Genomic DNA, 20,692 nt, shown 5'->3' with positions numbered 1-20,692 from the left:
ACTGTCCCAACCTAGTTTGAAAGGAATGATAAATATGAATTATGATGAAGCTATGAATTATATAAAAAATACAGCCAAGTTTGGTACAAAACTTGGCCTTGAGAGAACTGAAAAAATATTAGAACTTTTAGGAAATCCACATAAAAAATTAAAATGCATACATATTGCAGGAACTAACGGAAAAGGTTCTACTACAGCTATGGTGACTAATATTTTGGTTGAAGCCGGATATAAGGTAGGTTCATATATTTCTCCATTTATTGAAGAGTTTGAAGAGCGTATGCAAATAAATAATGCGAATATTGCTAAAAGAGATTTAAGTGATATTATAACAGAGGTTTCAAAAGCAGTGGAAAAAGTGGTGGAACTAGGATATAGTAACCCAACAGAATTTGAAATAATTACTTGTGCAGGTTTTTTATATTTTTATAAAAACAAGGTAGATTTTGCAGTAATGGAAGTGGGCATGGGTGGAAGGCTTGATTCAACAAATGTAATTATACCTGTTTTAAGTGTTATTACATCTATTAGCTTGGATCATACTCAAATATTAGGTGATACCATAGCTAAAATTGCTTATGAAAAAGCAGGCATTATTAAAGAAGGAATTCCTGTAGTTATGTTTCCGCAACAAAAACAAAGTGAAGATGTAATAGAAAGAGTATGTAAGGAAAAAAAATGCAAATTAATAAAAGTACCCCGAGGATCAGCTACATATTTAGGAAAGGAAAATCTGCAGCAGATTGAAATAACTTCATTAGAGGGGACAACTTATAGTAATAATAATCTTATAACTCAAAAATTGAAAGTACAAACTTTAAATAGGGATTATATTATTGATTTGGCACTTCTAGGAAAGCATCAATTATTAAACTGCTCTGTAGCAATTCATGTTATAGAGGAGCTTATAGTGCAGGGCGAAAAAATAAGTAAAGATGATATTTTAAGGGGCCTCAGAATGGTAAAATGGCCAGCTCGCCTTGAGGTAATGAATAAAAAGCCCTTAGTTGTTATAGATGGAGCGCATAATATAGATGGTATAAAAAACCTAACTGAAAGTATGGACATGTATTTTAATTACAACAAAATCATATTAATTTTAGGAATACTTGCAGATAAACAAGTTGAAGAGATGATAAAGACTATAGTGCCAAAGGTAAGTAGAGTTATTACCGTTACTCCCCATAGCCAGCGGGCAGAACTTTCACAGCAATTAAAAGTCCAAGTAGAAAAATATATTGCAAGCTGTGAATCAATTGAAAATTATGAGGAGGCATATAAAAAAGCTTTGAGCTATTGCGCACAAGATGATTTATTGTTAGTGTGTGGTTCCTTATACATGGTAGGAGATATGAGAAAAATAATACGAAATATTCATATATTAAATAGATAAAAGTGGTTGTCTCAAAAGTCTAGATTGTGTGACTTTATAGAATATAAATTGCATTTTAAATGTAAAAAGCTATGTAATATAGGTTTACACCTTAATTACATAGCTTTTATACGTTAATATTGCAGCATTGCTGGTGAAGATTTGATTAAGCATTTACAATTAAGTCTTCAAGTGCCAAAGCTAATTGGTCAGGGCAAGAAGTACTTTTATCACCACACCTAATACCCTTAAGCTTTTTTATGACATCCGCAACATTCATCCCTTTTACTAAGGCGGAAATTCCAAGTAGGTTTCCGGAACATCCTCCCGTAAAAATAATCTGTGCTATTTTACCATCTACTATTTCAAAATTTATGTTTCTAGAACAAACGCCTTTTGGTGTATAACTATACATAATGTACCCCTCCATCCTTCGAGATATTAATAATCACAAAGGTTATTATATACTATTGAGTAGTTCCACTTCAAGAAATAAAGAAAAATAAGTAAAATTTAAAATAAATTTTTTTCTTAGATGATGCTAACAAAAGTATATATTGCGTAAAATGCGTTTGAGCAAGCTTTAGCAATTCACAATTTATTTTATTTATAGCTGCGTAAAGAAACCCACATGTTTGAGCGAAGCGAGTTTGTGGGTTTTAGCAGTTATAAATAAAATAAATTGTAGAATTACTTAGCGACGCGAACGCATTTGTAGCAATATATACTTTTCGTTATAGCATACTCTAAGAAAAAACTCTTTAGCTCTAATTTGCAGACTATCTTGATTTAACTCCCATATTAATTTTTATGAAAACATTGTTAGCAGATTATTACTATTTTCATATTATGGTTATGAGGAGGTGGGGGATTTGAGAAAGTTATATGTATGTAGTACTTCATCAGATTGCATATCAAAAGTTAACTTGGATTTATTTGTAGAAGAAGAAAAAATATATTTGGATAAAAAAAATCTCAAAAAAATTGGTCCTCATGGTATATATGTTTATGAAAATAAACTCATAACAGCTAATAATTATGATAATAGTATTTCTATAGTTGATATGGATAATTATGAAACTGAAAGTTATTTTATAGGCATGCACTGTAATGATTTATCAGTTTATGATAATAAAGCTTATGTAATTTGTGGTGATTGTGATGACATAATAGTTTTTGATTTAGAGAAAAAGCATATTGTAGAAGCAATTCCCTGTGGCAATTTACCACATAGTATTTATATTTGTAAAAGAAAAAATCTAATTGTAGTAGCAAACATGAATAGTGATAGTATAACCGTAATAGATTGTGCTCCTAAGGGAAGTATTAAAAACCTTAGGGTAGGGGCATATCCTACTAAAGCTCTTATTACACCAGACGGAAATTATATTTTAGTTTGTGAAAGTAATATAGGTATGGATAGCAAAGGAAGTATAAGTATTATTTCATTAAAAAACTACAATGTATTATACAATATACCTGTTGGTAATTCACCTGTGGATATGTATTGTAATGAAAGATACTGCTATATATCAAATTTTGGAGATGGCACAGTGAGTATACTCGACATAAACAATTATAAAGAAATAAGAAAAATAAAAATTGGAGGCATGCCTAGAGGGATACTGGAAGATGAAAAGTATTTGTATGTAGGTGATAACTATAACAATTTACTTTTTAGAATTGATAAATTAACTGAAAATAAAAAAGCCATTTCTATTGGCGGAGAGCCCACAGGAATGACACTTTTATAGTGACTAATCATTTATGAGAAGGTTTATTATCTTTGTATAATATTCAGAAGGATTTTCTCTCCATTTGCTGCATAAATCTCGTGCTTGTTTGTTAGAAGCAACACTAAGTTTTATATCAATAAGTGTAAAACTACCCTCTGACGCAGTTAGGTTAACTAAATAATTGTTGTTATTTTCTATTGTGTAATCAGCACTAACTGTAAGCTCTTTTTTGATATTTTCAAGATGGATTTTCAAGTAGTCATCAATAAGTTGTATTTTGGTTTCAGAAATTCTTCCTTTAAATAGTGATAGAACATTGTCACCTTTTTGGGTAATGACTAATCTATGTTTGCCCTTTTGCTCAGTAGGCTCAAGAAGGTTAGACGCTATAAGTTCCGTCATATATTGTTGCAGCGTAAAATAATTTATAAAATTATTTTCTAGAATAATTTGTGTTAATTGAATATTAGAAATAGGGAGTTTTATTTTATAAAATATATAAAGTAAAAGAAGCTTATTTTCAGCGAGGTCTAAAGCATCTTCAAACATATCGTTTCCTCTCCTCCTTGTAATCCTCTTAGTACAAAACAATTATGAACTATTTTATTTCATGTAAAATTAACTATAAACATTATAACATAAAAAGCATCGAAATGAATCGGTGCTTTTAATTTTTAATGATTTATATAAATTTTTTACAATAAATGATTTAATATGAAATAATTTTATAAAATAAATTATACATATATTTTAACTTTTAGAATATAAATTTAAAGTATAAATGTAGAGGGGGGATAGCATGGGTATGGATTACATAAAAAAGAAGTTAATAGTAATTTTTGTAATTTTTTTTGGATCTTTAATAATTTTATGTGTTTATAACTTGAAAACTAAAGGTGTATTTTTCGGCCAGCAACGCAAATTACCAATATATTCTGTAGATACTAAAGATAAGAAGATTGCAATTTCATTTGATGCAAGCTGGGGCGATGATAGAACAGATGCTATTTTAAAGACATTAGATAAATACAATGTTAAAGCAACATTTTTTATAGTTGGAGCGTGGATAGACCAGTATCCAGAAAAGTTAAAGAGCATGCATGAAAAAGGGCACGAAATAGGAAATCATTCTAATAAGCATCCTATTATGACTACAATATCTAAAGATAGAATGATTCAAGAAATAGCCATGACGGATGCTAAAATAATGTCTGTAACTGGACAAGGAAGTGCTCTTTTTAGATGTCCATCTGGAGAGTATAATAATTTAGTAATTGAAACTGTAGAAGCTACAAATCATTATTGTATTCAATGGGATGTAGACAGTATTGATTGGAAAGAAGAAGGATTAGATATCGAGTTCAATAGAATAGTAAAAAAGACTAAGCCTGGGTCCATTCTTTTATTTCATAATGATGCAAAATATACCCCTGAGAATTTACCTAGAATTTTAGAATATCTAAAAGGGGAGGGGTATGAATTTGTTAAAATATCAGACTTGATATATAAGGAAAATTATTATATAAATGTAGAAGGAAAACAAATACAAAAATAAAAATTAAATAACTTGAAATTTAGTGAGTATTTGTATTATAATGGAAACACCCAATAGTTATAATTTTGCTAAAATATATATGGGGAATATTAAAATAAATAGCAAATTATTTATTTGAGAAATTTAGGCAAAATTATATTAATATTAGGTATATTACATTAAAAAACTGAATACTTATATTCTAAGGAAAGCTTATTAAAAAAACTAAGGGAAAGAGGGGTTATGATGGATAATGTTATGTTAAATAACAAGATTTATTTAGAAGGAAAGGTAATGTCTGAATTAAAATTTAGTCATGAAATGTATGGGGAAGGTTTTTATGTATTTGATTTTGAGGTTTGGAGATTAAGTGAAACAACAGACATTTTAACTATAACAATTTCTGAGCGATTAATCGCAGGTATGAGCATCAATATAGGAAATGAATTTATAGTTGAAGGCCAGCTTAGATCCTACAATAAATTTGTTGATGGATCTAATAGGTTAATCTTAACAGTATTTGCTAGAGATATTAAAATTTGTGAAGAACGTAGTAAAAATCCAAATCAAATATTTTTAGATGGTTATATTTGCAAAAGCCCAGTATATAGGACAACACCTTTTGGAAGAGAAATTGCAGACATGCTACTGGCAGTTAACAGATTATATAATAAATCTGATTATATACCTACAATTGCTTGGGGTCGAAATTCTAGATTTTGCAAAAGTCTTGAAGTAGGGGATAATATAAGGATTTGGGGAAGACTCCAGAGTAGAGAATATCAAAAGAAATTATCTGATGAAGAAGTTATAAGAAAAGTAGCATATGAAGTGTCCATATCAAAGATGGAAAAGGTTAATAAAGATGGTGAGAACATAGTAGAATCAGATATGATAATTGATGAAGAGCAAGATTTTGATGCTCTAGATGTTATCTAGTGTATATATAGTATACGTTTTCAACTTTAGTTCGTTGAAAACACCGTAAATTAGGGAAAGTTAATTTACGGTGTTTTAGATCCAAATTTCACTGTTAACTGGTTGAAACGAAGGTACTTGATTTTAAAACTGTAGAAAGAGCATTTGTAGTAATATATGCTCTTTCTACAGTTTATTTTCTTAGGTCATCGAGTAATTTAGTTTTCTCTTTAGTGCCGTCATCCACATTTTTTATTATTTTTGCGGGTGTTCCAGCAACTACAACATTTTCAGGGACATCATTTACGACTACTGACCCTGCTGCTACTACAGAGTTTTTTCCTATCTTTACTCCTTCGAGTATTACAGCATTTGCTCCAATTAATACATTGTCTCCAATTTCGCAAGGGCTTTTGCTTGGCGGTTCTAGAACACCAGCAACTACAGCACCAGCGCCTAAGTGAACTCTCTTACCTAGTTTTCCTCTAGCTCCAACCACAGCATTCATATCTATCATAGTTTCATCGCCAATTTCAGCGCCTATATTAATTACAGCGCCCATCATTATAACGGCATTTTTGCCTATGCTAACCTTATCACGTATAATTGCACCTGGTTCAATTCTTGCATCAATGTTTTTTAGGTCTATTAAAGGAATAGCAGAATTTCGTCTGTCTTGTTCAAGTTTGAATTTTTTTATTTTATCTTTATACTTTATTAGAAAATCTGATACCTCCACACTTTCGCCAAAAAGTATATAAAAATTACCACTACCGAAATTCTCTATATTTCCAAACTGACATTGTGATAAATCCCCATCAATGTATAGTTTAATGGGAGTAGCCTTTTTAGCTTCTTTTATGTATCTTGCAATTTCATAGGGGTCTGTTAAATCATAGTTCATATTTATTCTCCTTTCGTATTATAAGTATTAAGCCAAATTGTTGTTTTTATGCATATGTTTTCATGTGCATAAAACTTGAATTTGTCATTCTTCATAAAAACATAGATAAAATTAAAAGTAAAATTTTAAAATAAAACTATGTACCTTATAAATAATATAGTAAAATGAACATTATTTAAAGGGAAATATTATTATTATCTTAGAAAAATTTAAAAATTAATGATTTTTATGCTTTTATATAGTAAAATAACAATAACTTAAACATATGTAAAGGGTGATGTTATGAATAATGTATTCTCAAATAATGTAAACAATATAGAGATTTCTGGAATTAGAAAGTTTTTTAATAAGGTATCAAAGGTTCAAGGGGCAATTTCTCTGACTCTTGGGCAACCAGATTTCCCGGTACCTACAAATATTAAAAAGGCTATGATTTCCGCTATACATGAAAATAAAACTGAGTACACAGCTAATGCTGGCATTCCGGAGCTTAGACATGAAATTTCTAATTTCTTAGGGAGCATGGATATTAACTATTTAGATGATGAGATAGTTGTCACTGTTGGTGGAAGTGAGGCGTTACTAAGCACATTTGCCGCATTTTTAAACCAGGGAGATAAAGTCTTAGTGCCCTCGCCAGCTTATCCAGCTTACGAGAGTTGTGTAAAACTTTTTGGAGCAGAAGTGGTTAACTATAATCTTAATAGTGATTTTACTATTAATTTTGAAGCCTTAAGTAAACTTATTAATGAGGAAAATCCAAAGCTTATAGTGGTGTCCTATCCTTCTAATCCTACTGGAGCAACATTATCCCTTCAGGAAAGAGATAAACTTTTTCAAATTCTAAAAGAAAAAAATATTTATATAATAAGTGATGAGATTTATAGCTCATTATGCTATGAAAAATACTATTCTATAGCTCAAATTGATGAATTAAGAGATAGAGTAATATTGGTGGGTGGATTTTCTAAAATGTTTTCCATGACGGGACTTAGGGTAGGGTATGTATGCGCAAGTAAATATATTATGGATAATATAATGAAAGTACATCAGTATAATGTTTCTTGTGCCACCTCAATATCTCAATGGGGTGCCTACACGGGATTACTTTCTTGTATGAATGACGTGGACAATATGAAAGTAGAGTTTGAGAAGAGAAAAGAATACGTATATAAAAGATTAATTGAAATGGGAATGGAGGTAATACTTCCTAAAGGTGCTTTTTATATATTTCCATCTATAACGAAATTTTCTATGGACAGCGAGGAATTTTGCAATAGACTATTATATGAAGGTAAGGTTGCTGTTGTACCTGGGTCAGCTTTTGGACCGGGGGGGGAAGGGTTCATCAGGATTTCCTATTCTTATAGTTTAGAAGTGTTAAAAGAGGGTTTGGATAGAATGGAAAAATGGCTTAAAATGTTAAACATAACTAATTGAATTAAAAAAAGCCTTGGAACAGATGGTTATCTGCTTCAAGGCTATAATATTGATTAAATCATCACCTGCGGTGCTGCAGTATTAACTACATCGTCCATACTGTATAGACCACTTTCTTTTCCGTATATATATTCACAAGCCTTTAATGCACCTATAGCAAAAACTTCTCTTGATATGGCAGTGTGCTTAATTTCAATACACTCTCCCTTTCCTGCAAATATGATCTCATGGTCACCTATAATATTTCCACCTCGTACCGCATGAATGCCTATTTCATTGCGTTCTCTTTTACATATGCCATTTCTTCCATTGTTGAAGATGGTATCTTCTTTGATAGAATCCTTAATTGTATTTGCAAGGAGCAGTGCAGTACCACTAGGAGCATCGATTTTTTGATTGTGATGCTTTTCAATTATTTCAATGTCAAAATCCTTATAAAGCATATTACTTATACTCCTCAGCATATTATTAATAATATTAATACCTATTGACATATTTGCAGAGTGAAATACTGCAATGCTTTCGCTAAGTGAATGAATTTTAGATAGCTGTTCCTGGGTATAACCAGTGGTGCAGAAGACAATAGGTATATTTTTCTCTTTGGAATAATTGCATAGAGCATCTAGAGCATCCGGTCTTGAAAAATCTAAAATCACATCTATTTCATCCACGCATTCATCTATGTGATTGTAACAATGATAGTTTAAATTAGATGAATTTTTGTCAATACCAGCAACAATTGAAATAGTTTTAGATGCTTCAGCCATTTCAGAAATAACTTTTCCCATTTTCCCATTACACCCATTTAGAAGCATTTTAATCATTAAATTTCCTCCTTTAAAGGAATATTATACGCACTTAACTCTTTTTTTAGAATTTTAAGTGTATTTTCTTCCATTTCACATAGTGGTAATCTTAAAGAGCCTACTTTAAGTCCCATAAGATTCATAGCTGTTTTTACAGGGATAGGATTAGTCTCTATAAACATCGCACTGTTAAGAGCAAGAAACCCCAGTTGAATTTTTAGAGCCTCTGCATGCTCACCTTTTAAATATAATTCACACATGTTATGAATGTCTGTAGGAATTATATTTGCAAGAACAGATATAACTCCGATAGCACCTAGGGAAAGTATAGGTATAGTTTGGTCGTCGTTACCGCAGTAAATATCTATTCTATCTCCACATAGGGCTTTAATCTGTGCTATTTGACTTATATCGCCACTTGCTTCTTTAATTGCTACAATATTTTGCACCGCACATAATTTTAGAAGTGTGTGTGGAGTAATATTAAGCGCTGTTCTTGAAGGAACGTTATATATTATTATTGGTGAATTTACATTATTTGCAATTGCACTAAAATGTTCAACTAAGCCTTTCTGAGTAGTTTTATTGTAGTATGGCGTAATTACAAGTAGTCCGTCTACTCCAATTTTTTCTGCCCATTTACTCATGCTTATGGCAGAGGCTGTGTTGTTACTGCCCGTACCTGCGATCACTGGGATTCTCTTATTAACTAAATCAACTACAAATTTTATAGTTTCTTTTCTCTCTTGCTCTGTCATAGTAGAAGCTTCGCCAGTAGTACCACATACTATAATAGCATCGGTCTTGCTGCTAATCTGCCATTCTATTAATTCCTCTAGTTTTTTGAAATCTACTCCTCTTTCATTAAATGGAGTGACTATGGCAACACCAGAACCTTTAAAAATACTCATGTAATTACCTCCTCGTAGTTATATGGGAAATAACAATTAATTGTTATTATCCATATAACTATCTTATTTCTATTACTATATATTTATTAATTCAAATTGTTTTTAGTGAAACATTTTTTTATGTTATTTGATAATAAAATTAAAGATCACATGTATTATCACTAAAATGTTTTCTTTACTATATTATATAGCCCCTTTGTGAAAATATATATACTTTTAAAAAAAAAAGAAAATCTGAAATATTTAGCTTGCAAGAAAGTATTCATAATATTATAATTATGATGTAATAGCATGAATATCATAGTCGAAAGCATATCTGAATAGGTATAACAGCAATCATAACTAATAACGACAAATAAGTTTGACAACTTACAAAAATAGTGATAATATGAAAAAAAGAAAAATGATAAAAAATGTGTTAAATGGTTCAAATTTCACATTGTTCAATATATTAGAACAACAAACAATTACAAAATTCTCCAAATCTTAAATGGTAAGAAAAGGATTTCATTCACTGCTAAAGCCGATCAAAATGGTTTTGCGAATAGTCTGAACTTTCAAAAAAATCATTTGTTAATATATTTTATGAAAGTTTTCATGCGTCTCAAATTCAAACTGACTCGAAAAAACAGTTTGAACAGGGTAGTTCAAAAACAATAGTATTTTTATTCTGAAAAATCATAATTTGGGCTTAATAAGTATTTTACTTATTGCTATATAAACATTTACATAAATATAGGGGGGGAATTTTAGTGAAAAGCAAAAAAATATTAGCTGCATTATTAACACTATCATTAACTGCATCTGTTGCATTAGTAGGATGCGGAAAACCAAAAGATACAAAAACAGGTGCTGCTGAGAGTAAAACAGCAGCAATAGACAAAGAACAGTTTTTAAATGGTCTTTTACAGGCTGAGCCAAAAACACTTGACGCATCAAAAGCTACTGATGTAAACTGTTCTGATGTATTGGTTAACTGTATGGAAGGATTAACTAGAATTGAACAAGCAGAAGATGGTAAGGACTCAATTAAAGCTGCAGGAGCTGAAAAATGGGAAACTAATACAGATAAAACTGTATGGACATTCCATTTAAGAGATTATAAGTGGTCAGATGGAAAACCGGTAACTGCTAACGATTTTGAATATGCAATTAAAAGATCTCTTAATCCAGATGTTGGTTCATTATACGCGTTTATTTTATATCCTATAAAAAATGCTCAAGCATATAATTCTAAGAAAGCAAAGGCAGCTGAAGTAGGAGTTAAGGCAATAGATGCAAAAACACTTCAATTCACATTAGATAAACCATGTCCATACTTCTTAGATTTAACTTACTTTAAAGTTATGCTACCTCAAAGAGAAGATGTAGTTAAAGCTCAAGGAGATAAGTATGGTACAGAATTAAGTGGAATGGTATTCTGCGGACCATATGTTTTAAAAAATTGGGCGCACCAAAGTAAGATAGAATTAGAAAAAAATCCAACTTATTGGGATAAAGATTCCGTTAAACTTGAAAAATTAACGCTTAATATTATAAAAGATGCAACAGCAAGAATGAACTCCTTATATAGTGGTAGCATAGATTATGCTGGAGTAAGTAAACAAGAATGGATAGAAAAGTTTAATGCAACAGGTAAATTTAATGTAATAAAAGCTAATGAAGCTGGAACAAATTTTGAGTTTTTTAACCAAAAAGATAAATATTTTAAAAATGCTAAAATACGTCAAGCATTCAGTTTAGCTAATGATAGAGAAGAAAAAATAAAGATTATATTTAGAGGCCTGGGTCAACCGGCATATGGGTTCTGTCCACCAACACTTCAAATAGGTGGAAAAGATTTCAGGGAAAAAGTTGGCGTAGAACCACTTAAAACGCTTAAGGAAGCAAATAAAGATGCAAAAGCATTATTAATTGCAGGTTTAAAAGAAATTGGAGCAGATCCGGATCCGGCAAAAGCTACATTTACTTACCTACAATCTGGAACAACTGCTGTAGAAAGAGAAATGGCTGAATACGATCAACAGATGTACAAGAAAAGCCTAGGCATAGATTTAAAAATGGAGTATGTTGAATGGCCAGTATTCCAAAAGAGAACTGAAGAAATGGACTATCAAATAGCTGGTATGGCATGGAGCGGAGACTACAACGATCCAAACACATTCTTTGATATGTGGGTTACAGGGACAGGCACCGTTCCTACAGGCTGGTCAAATGCAAAATATGATAAGTTAATTAAACAAACTACTGAAACTACCAATCCAGAAGAGAGAACAGAATTATTTAAACAGGCAGAAAAAATATTAGTAGCTGATGATGCAGTTATCTCTCCAAGTATGTATAGAATGAGAAATTCTTTTAGAAGGAAATATGTAAAAAGAGTAATGAAACCGCTATTTGGAGCTCAAGACTTTAAGTACACATACACTCAAGGAAGATAATTAAGGGTATAAACAAAATCTATAAAATCGCGACAGGGTAAAAGCCCTGTTGCGTGTTTTATAATCTGTTGTGTATTTTATGATTAATTGCGTATTTTATAATTAATTGCGTATTTTATAATTATGATAGGGGGGATATTAAAAAATGTTTAAATTTACACTTAAGAGATTAGGTTATATGTTTGTGACTCTTTGGATAGTAGCTACTATCACCTTTATGTTAATACATGCTATTCCAGGAGACCCATTAGCAGGACTAGCAAGAAAGTTGCCGGAACAAATAAGAGCAAATTACTATGAAAAATATGGACTAAATAAACCGGTAATAATACAATACGGTAAGTTTATGGAAAATATTGTGCTTCATGGAGATTTAGGAGAATCACTTGCTTACCCAGGAAGAAAAGTTAGTAATGTTATAAAATTACATGCACCTGTATCTGCAAGACTAGGTATACAAGGGCTTGTAATGGGATTTACTATAGGGGTAAGCCTTGGAATAATAGCAGCCTTTAATAGAGGGAGATGGCCAGACTATATTATTATGTTTATAGCCATATTAGGTATTTCTGTACCAAACTTTGTTATGGGATCTTTACTGCAATACTTTTTTACAGTTAAAAATATGTGGCTTCCAACAACGGGATGGGCAGGGTTTGAATACACTATATTACCAAGTATAGCCTTGAGTTTTGGTTCTATAGCCACTTATGCAAGATATATGAGAGCAAATACGCTTGACGTAATAGGTCAAGATTATATATTAACTGCAAAATCTAAAGGTATCTCGAAACTTAGCTTAGTATGGAAACATGTTATTAGGAATGCCATACTTCCAGCAATCACAATTATAGGACCGCAACTAGCAGATATATTCGTAGGTGGGTTCGTTATAGAAACTATGTTTGCAATTCCAGGATTTGGATTTAATTTTGTGTCTGCAATAGCAGATAGAGATTACACTATGATTATGGGCGAAACAGTTTTCGCATGTGCGTTATTAATAGTTGCATATTTTCTAGTAGATGTAGTATATGGATTGATTGACCCAAGAATAAGATTAACTGGGGAAAAGAGATAGGGGGGAAAAGTATGGCACAGTTATCGAAAGAAAAGTTTAAAATAATTGGATGTGAAAATGCTAATGCTGATGAAATATTAAGACCTAGTATAACCTATTGGCAAGATGCATGGAGAAGATTAAAACAAAATAAATTGGCTACTGCATCATTGATAGTACTAGTTTTAATATCAATAATGACTATTTTTGGACAATATATTAATGGATTTAGTTTCGAAGTTACAAACAATGATTTAATAAATACTAAGCCTAACATGCAGCATTGGTTTGGAACAGATACTATTGGGCGTGATATATTTTCAAGAGTCTGGGCAGGAGGTAGGGTTTCTATAGAAATAGGACTTATAGGAACTTTGATAGTTACTATAGTAGGTTCTATATACGGTGGAATATCCGGATTTTATGGTGGATTTGTTGATGACATTATGATGAGAATAGTTGAAATACTTGGAAGTATTCCTTATCTAGTAGTTGTTATATTAGTTTCACTAATATTTGAAAAAGGTATGTTTGCTATTATTGTTGCAATGAGCGTAACAGGGTGGGTTGGAATGGCAAGGCTTGTACGCGGACAGTTGTTACAAATAAAAGAACAGGAATATGTGCTAGCTGCCGCGGCGCTAGGTGCTAATCCTTCAAGAATTATTGCAAAACACTTACTTCCAAATACACTAGGAATAATGATAGTATCCATTACTTTCGCAATTCCAGGTTTTATATTTGGGGAAGCCTTCTTAAGCTTTTTAGGACAAGGAATTCAATCGCCAAAAACAAGTTGGGGAGCATTAGCAGCTGCAGCACAACCAAACTTAATGTTTTACCCTTATCAGTTATTCTTCCCATCACTATTTATTAGTTTAACGTTGTTATCATTTATGTTGCTTGGTGATGGTTTAAGAGATGCGCTAGATCCAAGATTACGTCAATAGGGAGGAAGAATTATGGAAAAAATATTAGATGTAAAAGACTTAAGAGTTTCATTTCATACTTATGCTGGTGAAGTACAAGCAGTAAGAGGTATTTCTTTTTATTTGAAAAAAGGAGAGACTTTAGCTGTAGTTGGGGAATCTGGATGTGGTAAAACTGTTACTTCAAAATCACTAATGAGATTAATACCAGAGCCACCAGGCGAAATAAAAAAAGGTTCAAAGATACTATTTGATGGTAAAGATGTAAGTCTTATGTCAGAAAAAGAACTTAGAGAGTTAAGAGGTTCAGATATTTCCATGATATTCCAAGATCCTATGACGTCTCTAAACCCAACTATGACTATTGGAAGACAAATAGCAGAAAGCTTAATTATACACAGAGGCATGAGTAAAACCGAAGCTATGAATGAAGCAATAAAAATGTTAGATCTAGTTAATATCCCTGATGCTGATAAGAGAGCTCATCAATATCCACATGAATTTTCAGGTGGTATGAGGCAAAGGGCAATGATTGCTATAGCACTAGCTTGTAATCCTAAAATACTTATAGCAGATGAACCAACAACAGCATTAGATGTTACAATACAAGCTCAAATAATGGATCTTATTGCAGATCTTCAAGAAAAGCTTGGAACAGCAGTTATTCTTGTAACTCATGATTTGGGAATTGTTGCAGATGTTGCAGATAGAATACAAGTAATGTATGCAGGACAAATAATAGAGCATGGAACGGTAGATGAAATATTTAAAAACCCACAACATCCATATACTTGGGCACTACTTCAATCAGTTCCAAGACTGGACACAAAAAATAAAGGTACGCTTTATTCTCTGCATGGAACGCCACCAGACTTACTTAAACCGCCAGTAGGATGTTCCTTTGCAGCAAGATGTGAGTACTGTATGCAAATATGTAGAGAAGAAATGCCAGAAGTTACAACTTTAAGTGAAAACCATGAAGTTTGCTGTTGGTTAAAACATTCTATGGCACCTAAGGTTGATATTCCTGCAGCATTAAGAGGTGATAAATAATGTCTAACAATAATGAAAATTTAATAGAGGTTAAAAATCTTAAAAAGTATTTTCAAGTTGGCAAAAATGCTACCTTAAAAGCAGTGGATGATGTTAGTTTTTTTATAAGAAAAGGTGAAACTCTAGGACTTGTTGGAGAATCTGGTTGTGGAAAAACTACTTGTGGAAGAACAGTAATGGGTATGTATAGTGCAACTGGTGGAGAAGTATTATTTGATGGAATTGATGTTCATAAATTAGATAAGAAAGCAAAAAAAGATTTTGCAAGAAGAGCACAAATAATATTCCAAGATCCTTATGCTTCATTAAATCCAAGAATGACTGTTGGAGATATAATTGGTGAGGGAATAGATATTCATAATCTTTACAGTGGACAAAAAAGAACTGATAGAATATATGAGCTTTTACAATTAGTAGGACTAAATAGAGAACATGGTTCAAGGTTTCCACATGAATTCTCAGGTGGACAAAGACAAAGAATAGGAATAGCAAGGGCCCTTGCTATAGAACCAGAATTTATAGTATGTGATGAGCCAATTTCAGCTCTTGACGTTTCAATTCAAGCACAAATTGTTAACTTATTGATACAACTTCAACAGGAGCTAGGACTCACTTATTTATTTATAGCTCATGATTTATCAATGGTTAAACATATATCGGATAGGGTAGGAGTAATGTATCTTGGAGCAATGGTAGAGCTTGCAAGTAGTCATGATTTATATGAAAAACCACTTCATCCATATACTCAAGCACTACTATCAGCAATACCAGTACCGGATCCGGAAGTTGAAAGGAAAAAGGCGAGAATTAAACTCGAGGGTGAAGTACCAAGTCCTATAAATCCAAAACCAGGCTGTAGATTTGCACCTAGATGTAGATATGCAAAACCAATTTGCAGCGAAGTGACACCAATACTTAAAGAAATAGAAAAAGAACATTATGTTGCTTGTCACTTATTTGATTAAAAATTACAATTCAATTTTAAAAAAAAGATGGGATATTTTATCTCATCTTTTTTTTATATTAAAAAGAAATTTCTATGTGCTTTCCTTTTTATATAAAACAAATAGGGAAGTAAAAGTAAGTAACTCAAATTAAAGTGTTAATCTGATAAAGTAAATGATTAAAATGTAGAAAAATAACAAAAAGTTCTTATAAAAAATAAAAATCTCAAACAAAATTTAATTAAACTTTAAAAAACTGTTAAACTTTTAATTAATAGTAAATACTTTCAAAATTATCAATATAAAAGATGATTTATCTTGATTTACCTTTTGAAATAATATATCATGTAAATTAAACAGAAGCCAAAATAGTTTAATTCTGAATTGTCGGAATATTTACAATGTAAATACTTTTGCAATTAAGTAAATCTAATAAGTTATATAATTCTATTTTTACTAATAAAAAGGTAGTGGACATGCCATTTTATTAGTAAAAATGAATTTGTAAATATAAAAAGGTTTACTTGGGTTTACACTATGATTTGATAATGGATGGAAACAAAATCAACTTTTTAAAAATTAATGATGGGGGGGGTTAAAAAAATGTTCAAATTTACGCTTAAGAGATTAGGTTATATGTTTGTGACTCTTTGGATAGTAGCTACTATCACCTTTATGTTGATACACGCTATTCCGGGAGACCCATTAGCAGGCCTGGCAAGAAAGTTGCCGGAACAAATAAGAGCAAATTACTACGAAAAATACGGACTGAATAAACCGGTAATAGTGCAATACGGTAAGTTTATGGAAAACATTGTGCTTCATGGAGATTTAGGAGAATCACTTGCTTACCCGGGAAGAAAAGTCAGTGGTGTTATAAAATTACATGCACCGGTATCTGCAAGACTAGGTATACAAGGGCTTATAATGGGATTTACTATAGGGGTAAGCCTTGGAATAATAGCAGCCTTTAATAGAGGGAGATGGCCAGACTATATTATTATGTTTATAGCCATATTAGGTATTTCTGTACCAAACTTTGTTATGGGATCTTTACTGCAATACTTTTTTACAGTTAAAAATATGTGGCTTCCAACAACGGGATGGGCAGGGTTTGAATACACTATATTACCAAGTATAGCCTTGAGTTTTGGTTCTATAGCCACTTATGCAAGATATATGAGAGCAAATACGCTTGACGTAATAGGTCAAGATTATATATTAACTGCAAAATCTAAAGGTATCTCGAAACTTAGCTTAGTATGGAAACATGTTATTAGGAATGCCATACTTCCAGCAATCACAATTATAGGACCGCAACTAGCAGATATATTCGTAGGTGGGTTCGTTATAGAAACTATGTTTGCAATTCCAGGATTTGGATTTAATTTTGTGTCTGCAATAGCAGATAGAGATTACACTATGATTATGGGCGAAACAGTTTTCGCATGTGCGTTATTAATAGTTGCATATTTTCTAGTAGATGTAGTATATGGATTGATTGACCCAAGAATAAGATTAACTGGGGAAAAGAGATAGGGGGGAAAAGTATGGCACAGTTATCGAAAGAAAAGTTTAAAATAATTGGATGTGAAAATGCTAATGCTGATGAAATATTAAGACCTAGTATAACCTATTGGCAAGATGCATGGAGAAGATTAAAACAAAACAAATTGGCTACTGCATCATTGGTAGTACTAATTTTAATAACAATAATGACTATTTTTGGACAATATATTAATGGATTTAGTTTCGAAACTACAAACAACAATTTAATAAATGCTAAGCCTAGCATGCAGCATTGGTTTGGAACAGATACTATTGGGCGTGATATATTTTCAAGGGTCTGGGCTGGAGGTAGGGTTTCTATAGAAATAGGACTTATAGGAACTTTCATTGTTACTATAGTAGGTTCTATATATGGTGGAATATCCGGATTTTACGGTGGGTTTGTTGATGATATTATGATGAGAATAGTTGAAATACTTGGAAGTATTCCTTGGTTAGTAATTGTTATATTAGTTTCACTAATATTTGAAAAAGGTATGTTTGCTATTATTGTTGCAATGAGCGTAACGGGGTGGGTTGGAATGGCAAGGCTTGTACGCGGACAGTTGTTACAAATAAAAGAACAGGAATATGTGCTAGCTGCTGCTGCGCTAGGTGCTAATCCTTCGAGAATTATTGCAAAACACTTACTTCCAAATACACTAGGAATAATGATTGTATCCATTACTTTCGCAATTCCAGGTTTTATATTTGGAGAAGCCTTCTTAAGCTTTTTAGGACAAGGAATTCAATCGCCAAAAACAAGTTGGGGAGCGTTAGCAGCTGCAGCACAACCAAACTTAATGTTTTACCCTTATCAGTTATTCTTCCCATCACTATTTATTAGTTTAACTTTGTTATCATTTATGTTGCTTGGTGATGGTTTAAGAGATGCGCTAGATCCAAGATTACGTCAATAGGGAGGAAGAATTATGGAAAAAATATTAGAAGTAAAAGACTTAAGAGTTTCATTTCATACTTATGCTGGTGAAGTACAAGCAGTAAGAGGCATTTCTTTTTATTTAAAAAAAGGAGAGACTTTAGCTGTAGTTGGGGAATCTGGATGTGGTAAAACTGTTACTTCAAAATCACTAATGAGATTAATACCAGAGCCACCAGGAGAAATAAAAGAAGGTTCAAAGATACTATTTGATGGCAAGGATGTTAGTCTTATGTCAGAAAAAGAGCTTAGAGAGCTTAGGGGTTCAGATATTTCCATGATATTCCAAGACCCTATGACATCGCTAAACCCAACCATGACTATTGGAAGACAAATAGCAGAAAGCTTAATTATACACAGGGGCATGAGTAAAACCGAAGCTATGAATGAAGCAATAAAAATGTTAAATCTAGTTAATATTCCTGATGCGGATAAAAGAGCTCATCAATATCCACATGAATTTTCAGGTGGTATGAGGCAAAGGGCAATGATTGCAATAGCACTAGCTTGTAATCCTAAAATACTTATAGCAGATGAACCAACAACAGCATTAGATGTTACAATACAAGCTCAAATAATGGATCTTATTGCAGATCTTCAAGAAAAGCTTGGAACGGCAGTTATTCTTGTAACTCATGATTTGGGAATTGTTGCAGACGTTGCAGATAGAATACAAGTAATGTATGCAGGACAAATAATAGAGCATGGAACAGTAGATGAAATATTTAAAAACCCACAACACCCATATACTTGGGCGCTGCTTCAATCAGTTCCAAGAATAGACACAAAAAATAAAGATACACTTTATTCTCTGCATGGAACACCACCAGATTTACTTAAACCACCAGTAGCATGTTCCTTTGCAGCAAGATGTGAGTATTGTATGCAAATATGTAGAGAAAAAATGCCAGAAGTTACAACTTTAAGTGAAAACCATGAAGTTTGCTGTTGGTTAAAACATTCTATGGCACCGAAGGTTGATATTCCTGCAGCATTAAGAGGTGATAGATAATGAATAAGAATAATGAAAATTTAATAGAGGTTAAAAATCTTAAAAAATACTTTCAAGTTGGTAAACATGCTACCTTAAAAGCGGTGGATGATGTTAGTTTTTTTATAAGAAAAGGTGAAACTCTAGGACTTGTTGGAGAATCTGGTTGTGGAAAAACTACTTGCGGAAGAACAGTAATGGGTATGTATAGCGCAACTGGTGGAGAAGTATTATTTGATGGAATTGATGTTCATAAATTAGATAAGAAAGCGAAAAAAGATTTTGCAAGAAGAGCACAAATAATATTTCAAGATCCTTATGCTTCATTAAATCCAAGAATGACTGTTGGAGATATAATTGGTGAGGGCATAGATATTCATAATCTTTACAGTGGACAAAAAAGAACTGATAGAATATATGAGCTTTTACAATTAGTAGGACTAAATAGAGAACATGGTTCAAGATTTCCACATGAATTCTCAGGTGGACAAAGACAAAGAATAGGAATAGCAAGGGCCCTTGCTATAGAACCAGAATTTATAGTATGTGATGAGCCCATTTCAGCTCTTGACGTTTCAATTCAAGCACAAATTGTTAACTTATTGATACAACTTCAACAGGAGCTAGGACTCACTTATTTATTTATAGCTCATGATTTATCAATGGTTAAACATATATCGGATAGGGTAGGAGTAATGTATCTTGGAGCAATGGTAGAGCTTGCAAGTAGTCATGATTTATATGAAAAACCACTTCATCCATATACCCAAGCACTATTATCAGCAATACCAGTACCGGATCCGGAAGTTGAAAGAAATAAGGCAAGAATTAAACTAGAGGGTGAAGTGCCAAGTCCTATAAACCCAAAACCAGGCTGTAGATTTGCACCTAGATGTAGATATACAAAACCAATTTGCAGCGAAGCAACACCAATCCTTAAAGAAATAGAAAAAGAACATTATGTTGCTTGTCACTTATTTGATTAAAATTATCATTACAATATAGTGAAAATTCTAAATATTTCACAAAACAACATGAAAATAAAATGTAATTGCAATATTCAGAAAATTATACTTGATATTTGAGAATATATGGTATATTATGAGAATATGAAATTAAACATTATATTAAATGGCATTATATACAATATATAGAATATATATTG

At 32.0% G+C, this 20,692-nt stretch carries 19 protein-coding genes; 14 read left to right on the top strand and 5 right to left on the bottom strand.

Features of this window, described 5'->3' with window-relative positions; translation table 11 throughout:
- Positions 1-34: 34 nt before the first annotated feature.
- The gene (locus ACREV6_RS18450; protein ID WP_431579532.1) at positions 35-1,393 is read left to right on the top strand and encodes a bifunctional folylpolyglutamate synthase/dihydrofolate synthase; all 1,359 of its coding nucleotides are present in this window, start codon (positions 35-37) and stop codon (positions 1,391-1,393) included.
- 145 nt (positions 1,394-1,538) lie between these two features.
- Here the strand turns inward: ACREV6_RS18450 and ACREV6_RS18445 are convergent, their stop codons facing one another.
- A complete protein-coding gene (locus tag ACREV6_RS18445; protein ID WP_431579507.1) occupies positions 1,539-1,787 on the bottom strand; it encodes a TIGR03905 family TSCPD domain-containing protein in 249 nt (82 codons plus the stop codon).
- A 457-nt stretch (positions 1,788-2,244) separates the two neighbouring features.
- On the opposite strand from ACREV6_RS18445, the gene ACREV6_RS18440 reads away from it, so the two are divergent.
- Positions 2,245-3,126 (top strand): YVTN family beta-propeller repeat protein, encoded by an 882-nt coding sequence (locus ACREV6_RS18440; protein WP_431579506.1) that lies wholly within the window; start codon positions 2,245-2,247, stop codon positions 3,124-3,126.
- A gap of 3 nt (positions 3,127-3,129) precedes the next feature.
- On the opposite strand, the gene ACREV6_RS18435 is transcribed toward ACREV6_RS18440, so the two are convergent.
- Positions 3,130-3,657 carry a DUF4364 family protein gene (locus ACREV6_RS18435; RefSeq protein ID WP_431579505.1) on the bottom strand — a complete coding sequence of 176 codons (528 nt, stop codon included), beginning with the start codon at positions 3,655-3,657 and terminating at the stop codon, positions 3,130-3,132.
- A gap of 256 nt (positions 3,658-3,913) precedes the next feature.
- Between ACREV6_RS18435 and pdaB the strand changes: the two genes are divergently transcribed.
- Entirely contained in the window at positions 3,914-4,663 is a 750-nt protein-coding gene (gene pdaB, locus ACREV6_RS18430; RefSeq protein WP_431579504.1) for a polysaccharide deacetylase family sporulation protein PdaB, read from the top strand.
- Between the two features lie 225 nt (positions 4,664-4,888).
- Entirely contained in the window at positions 4,889-5,581 is a 693-nt protein-coding gene (locus ACREV6_RS18425; protein ID WP_431579531.1) for a single-stranded DNA-binding protein, read from the top strand.
- A gap of 172 nt (positions 5,582-5,753) precedes the next feature.
- Here ACREV6_RS18425 and dapD read toward each other — a convergent pair whose 3' ends face one another.
- Entirely contained in the window at positions 5,754-6,464 is a 711-nt protein-coding gene (gene dapD / locus ACREV6_RS18420; protein WP_431579503.1) for a 2,3,4,5-tetrahydropyridine-2,6-dicarboxylate N-acetyltransferase, read from the bottom strand.
- 282 nt (positions 6,465-6,746) lie between these two features.
- Between dapD and ACREV6_RS18415 the strand changes: the two genes are divergently transcribed.
- Positions 6,747-7,904, top strand: coding sequence for a pyridoxal phosphate-dependent aminotransferase (locus tag ACREV6_RS18415; protein ID WP_431579502.1), 1,158 nt, complete (start codon positions 6,747-6,749; stop codon positions 7,902-7,904).
- A gap of 53 nt (positions 7,905-7,957) precedes the next feature.
- Here ACREV6_RS18415 and dapB read toward each other — a convergent pair whose 3' ends face one another.
- Positions 7,958-8,728 carry a 4-hydroxy-tetrahydrodipicolinate reductase gene (dapB, locus tag ACREV6_RS18410; RefSeq protein WP_431579501.1) on the bottom strand — a complete coding sequence of 257 codons (771 nt, stop codon included), beginning with the start codon at positions 8,726-8,728 and terminating at the stop codon, positions 7,958-7,960.
- A complete protein-coding gene (dapA, locus tag ACREV6_RS18405; protein ID WP_431579500.1) occupies positions 8,728-9,621 on the bottom strand; it encodes a 4-hydroxy-tetrahydrodipicolinate synthase in 894 nt (297 codons plus the stop codon). Before dapA ends, dapB begins: the two co-directional genes overlap by 1 nt.
- Positions 9,622-10,373: 752 nt before the next feature.
- Between dapA and ACREV6_RS18400 the strand changes: the two genes are divergently transcribed.
- The 9 genes from ACREV6_RS18400 (at position 10,374) to ACREV6_RS18360 (ending at position 20,513) form a co-directional block, all read left to right on the top strand.
- A complete protein-coding gene (locus ACREV6_RS18400; protein ID WP_431579499.1) occupies positions 10,374-12,062 on the top strand; it encodes a peptide ABC transporter substrate-binding protein in 1,689 nt (562 codons plus the stop codon).
- Between the two features lie 145 nt (positions 12,063-12,207).
- Positions 12,208-13,143 carry an ABC transporter permease gene (locus ACREV6_RS18395; RefSeq protein WP_431579498.1) on the top strand — a complete coding sequence of 312 codons (936 nt, stop codon included), beginning with the start codon at positions 12,208-12,210 and terminating at the stop codon, positions 13,141-13,143.
- Positions 13,144-13,154: 11 nt separating this feature from the next.
- Entirely contained in the window at positions 13,155-14,072 is a 918-nt protein-coding gene (locus ACREV6_RS18390) for an ABC transporter permease (protein ID WP_431579497.1), read from the top strand.
- A gap of 12 nt (positions 14,073-14,084) precedes the next feature.
- Entirely contained in the window at positions 14,085-15,104 is a 1,020-nt protein-coding gene (locus tag ACREV6_RS18385; protein WP_431579496.1) for an ABC transporter ATP-binding protein, read from the top strand.
- The gene (locus ACREV6_RS18380) at positions 15,104-16,069 is read left to right on the top strand and encodes an ABC transporter ATP-binding protein (protein ID WP_431579495.1); all 966 of its coding nucleotides are present in this window, start codon (positions 15,104-15,106) and stop codon (positions 16,067-16,069) included. The genes ACREV6_RS18385 and ACREV6_RS18380 overlap by 1 nt, the downstream gene beginning before the upstream one ends.
- Positions 16,070-16,651: 582 nt before the next feature.
- Positions 16,652-17,587: an ABC transporter permease gene (locus ACREV6_RS18375; RefSeq protein WP_431579494.1), complete on the top strand. Its 936-nt coding sequence runs from the start codon at positions 16,652-16,654 to the stop codon at positions 17,585-17,587.
- A gap of 11 nt (positions 17,588-17,598) precedes the next feature.
- Positions 17,599-18,516 carry an ABC transporter permease gene (locus tag ACREV6_RS18370; protein ID WP_431579493.1) on the top strand — a complete coding sequence of 306 codons (918 nt, stop codon included), beginning with the start codon at positions 17,599-17,601 and terminating at the stop codon, positions 18,514-18,516.
- A 12-nt stretch (positions 18,517-18,528) separates the two neighbouring features.
- Positions 18,529-19,548, top strand: coding sequence for an ABC transporter ATP-binding protein (locus tag ACREV6_RS18365; RefSeq protein WP_431579492.1), 1,020 nt, complete (start codon positions 18,529-18,531; stop codon positions 19,546-19,548).
- A complete protein-coding gene (locus tag ACREV6_RS18360; protein ID WP_431579491.1) occupies positions 19,548-20,513 on the top strand; it encodes an ABC transporter ATP-binding protein in 966 nt (321 codons plus the stop codon). Before ACREV6_RS18365 ends, ACREV6_RS18360 begins: the two co-directional genes overlap by 1 nt.
- Positions 20,514-20,692: the final 179 nt, after the last annotated feature.

Origin of the sequence: Clostridium sp. (assembly GCF_050717515.1) — a bacterium.
In the GTDB taxonomy this organism is placed as follows: Bacteria; Bacillota; Clostridia; order Clostridiales; family Clostridiaceae; genus Clostridium_AD.
This window is presented reverse-complemented; position numbering and strand designations above follow the sequence as displayed.

Bases quoted from the DNA above. Each gene is read 5' to 3' on its own strand.
- ACREV6_RS18385 (WP_431579496.1), top strand. From the start codon at position 14,085: ATGGAAAAAATATTAGATGTAAAAGACTTAAGAGTTTCATTTCATACT.
- ACREV6_RS18365 (WP_431579492.1), top strand. From the start codon at position 18,529: ATGGAAAAAATATTAGAAGTAAAAGACTTAAGAGTTTCATTTCATACT.
- ACREV6_RS18445 (WP_431579507.1), bottom strand. From the start codon at position 1,787: ATGTATAGTTATACACCAAAAGGCGTTTGTTCTAGAAACATAAATTTT.
- ACREV6_RS18425 (WP_431579531.1), top strand. From the start codon at position 4,889: ATGGATAATGTTATGTTAAATAACAAGATTTATTTAGAAGGAAAGGTA.
- dapA (WP_431579500.1), bottom strand. From the start codon at position 9,621: ATGAGTATTTTTAAAGGTTCTGGTGTTGCCATAGTCACTCCATTTAAT.
- ACREV6_RS18380 (WP_431579495.1), top strand. From the start codon at position 15,104: ATGTCTAACAATAATGAAAATTTAATAGAGGTTAAAAATCTTAAAAAG.
- pdaB (WP_431579504.1), top strand. From the start codon at position 3,914: ATGGATTACATAAAAAAGAAGTTAATAGTAATTTTTGTAATTTTTTTT.
- ACREV6_RS18375 (WP_431579494.1), top strand. From the start codon at position 16,652: ATGTTCAAATTTACGCTTAAGAGATTAGGTTATATGTTTGTGACTCTT.
- ACREV6_RS18395 (WP_431579498.1), top strand. From the start codon at position 12,208: ATGTTTAAATTTACACTTAAGAGATTAGGTTATATGTTTGTGACTCTT.
- ACREV6_RS18450 (WP_431579532.1), top strand. From the start codon at position 35: ATGAATTATGATGAAGCTATGAATTATATAAAAAATACAGCCAAGTTT.
- dapD (WP_431579503.1), bottom strand. From the start codon at position 6,464: ATGAACTATGATTTAACAGACCCCTATGAAATTGCAAGATACATAAAA.
- ACREV6_RS18360 (WP_431579491.1), top strand. From the start codon at position 19,548: ATGAATAAGAATAATGAAAATTTAATAGAGGTTAAAAATCTTAAAAAA.
- ACREV6_RS18370 (WP_431579493.1), top strand. From the start codon at position 17,599: ATGGCACAGTTATCGAAAGAAAAGTTTAAAATAATTGGATGTGAAAAT.
- ACREV6_RS18435 (WP_431579505.1), bottom strand. From the start codon at position 3,657: ATGTTTGAAGATGCTTTAGACCTCGCTGAAAATAAGCTTCTTTTACTT.
- dapB (WP_431579501.1), bottom strand. From the start codon at position 8,728: ATGATTAAAATGCTTCTAAATGGGTGTAATGGGAAAATGGGAAAAGTT.
- ACREV6_RS18415 (WP_431579502.1), top strand. From the start codon at position 6,747: ATGAATAATGTATTCTCAAATAATGTAAACAATATAGAGATTTCTGGA.
- ACREV6_RS18390 (WP_431579497.1), top strand. From the start codon at position 13,155: ATGGCACAGTTATCGAAAGAAAAGTTTAAAATAATTGGATGTGAAAAT.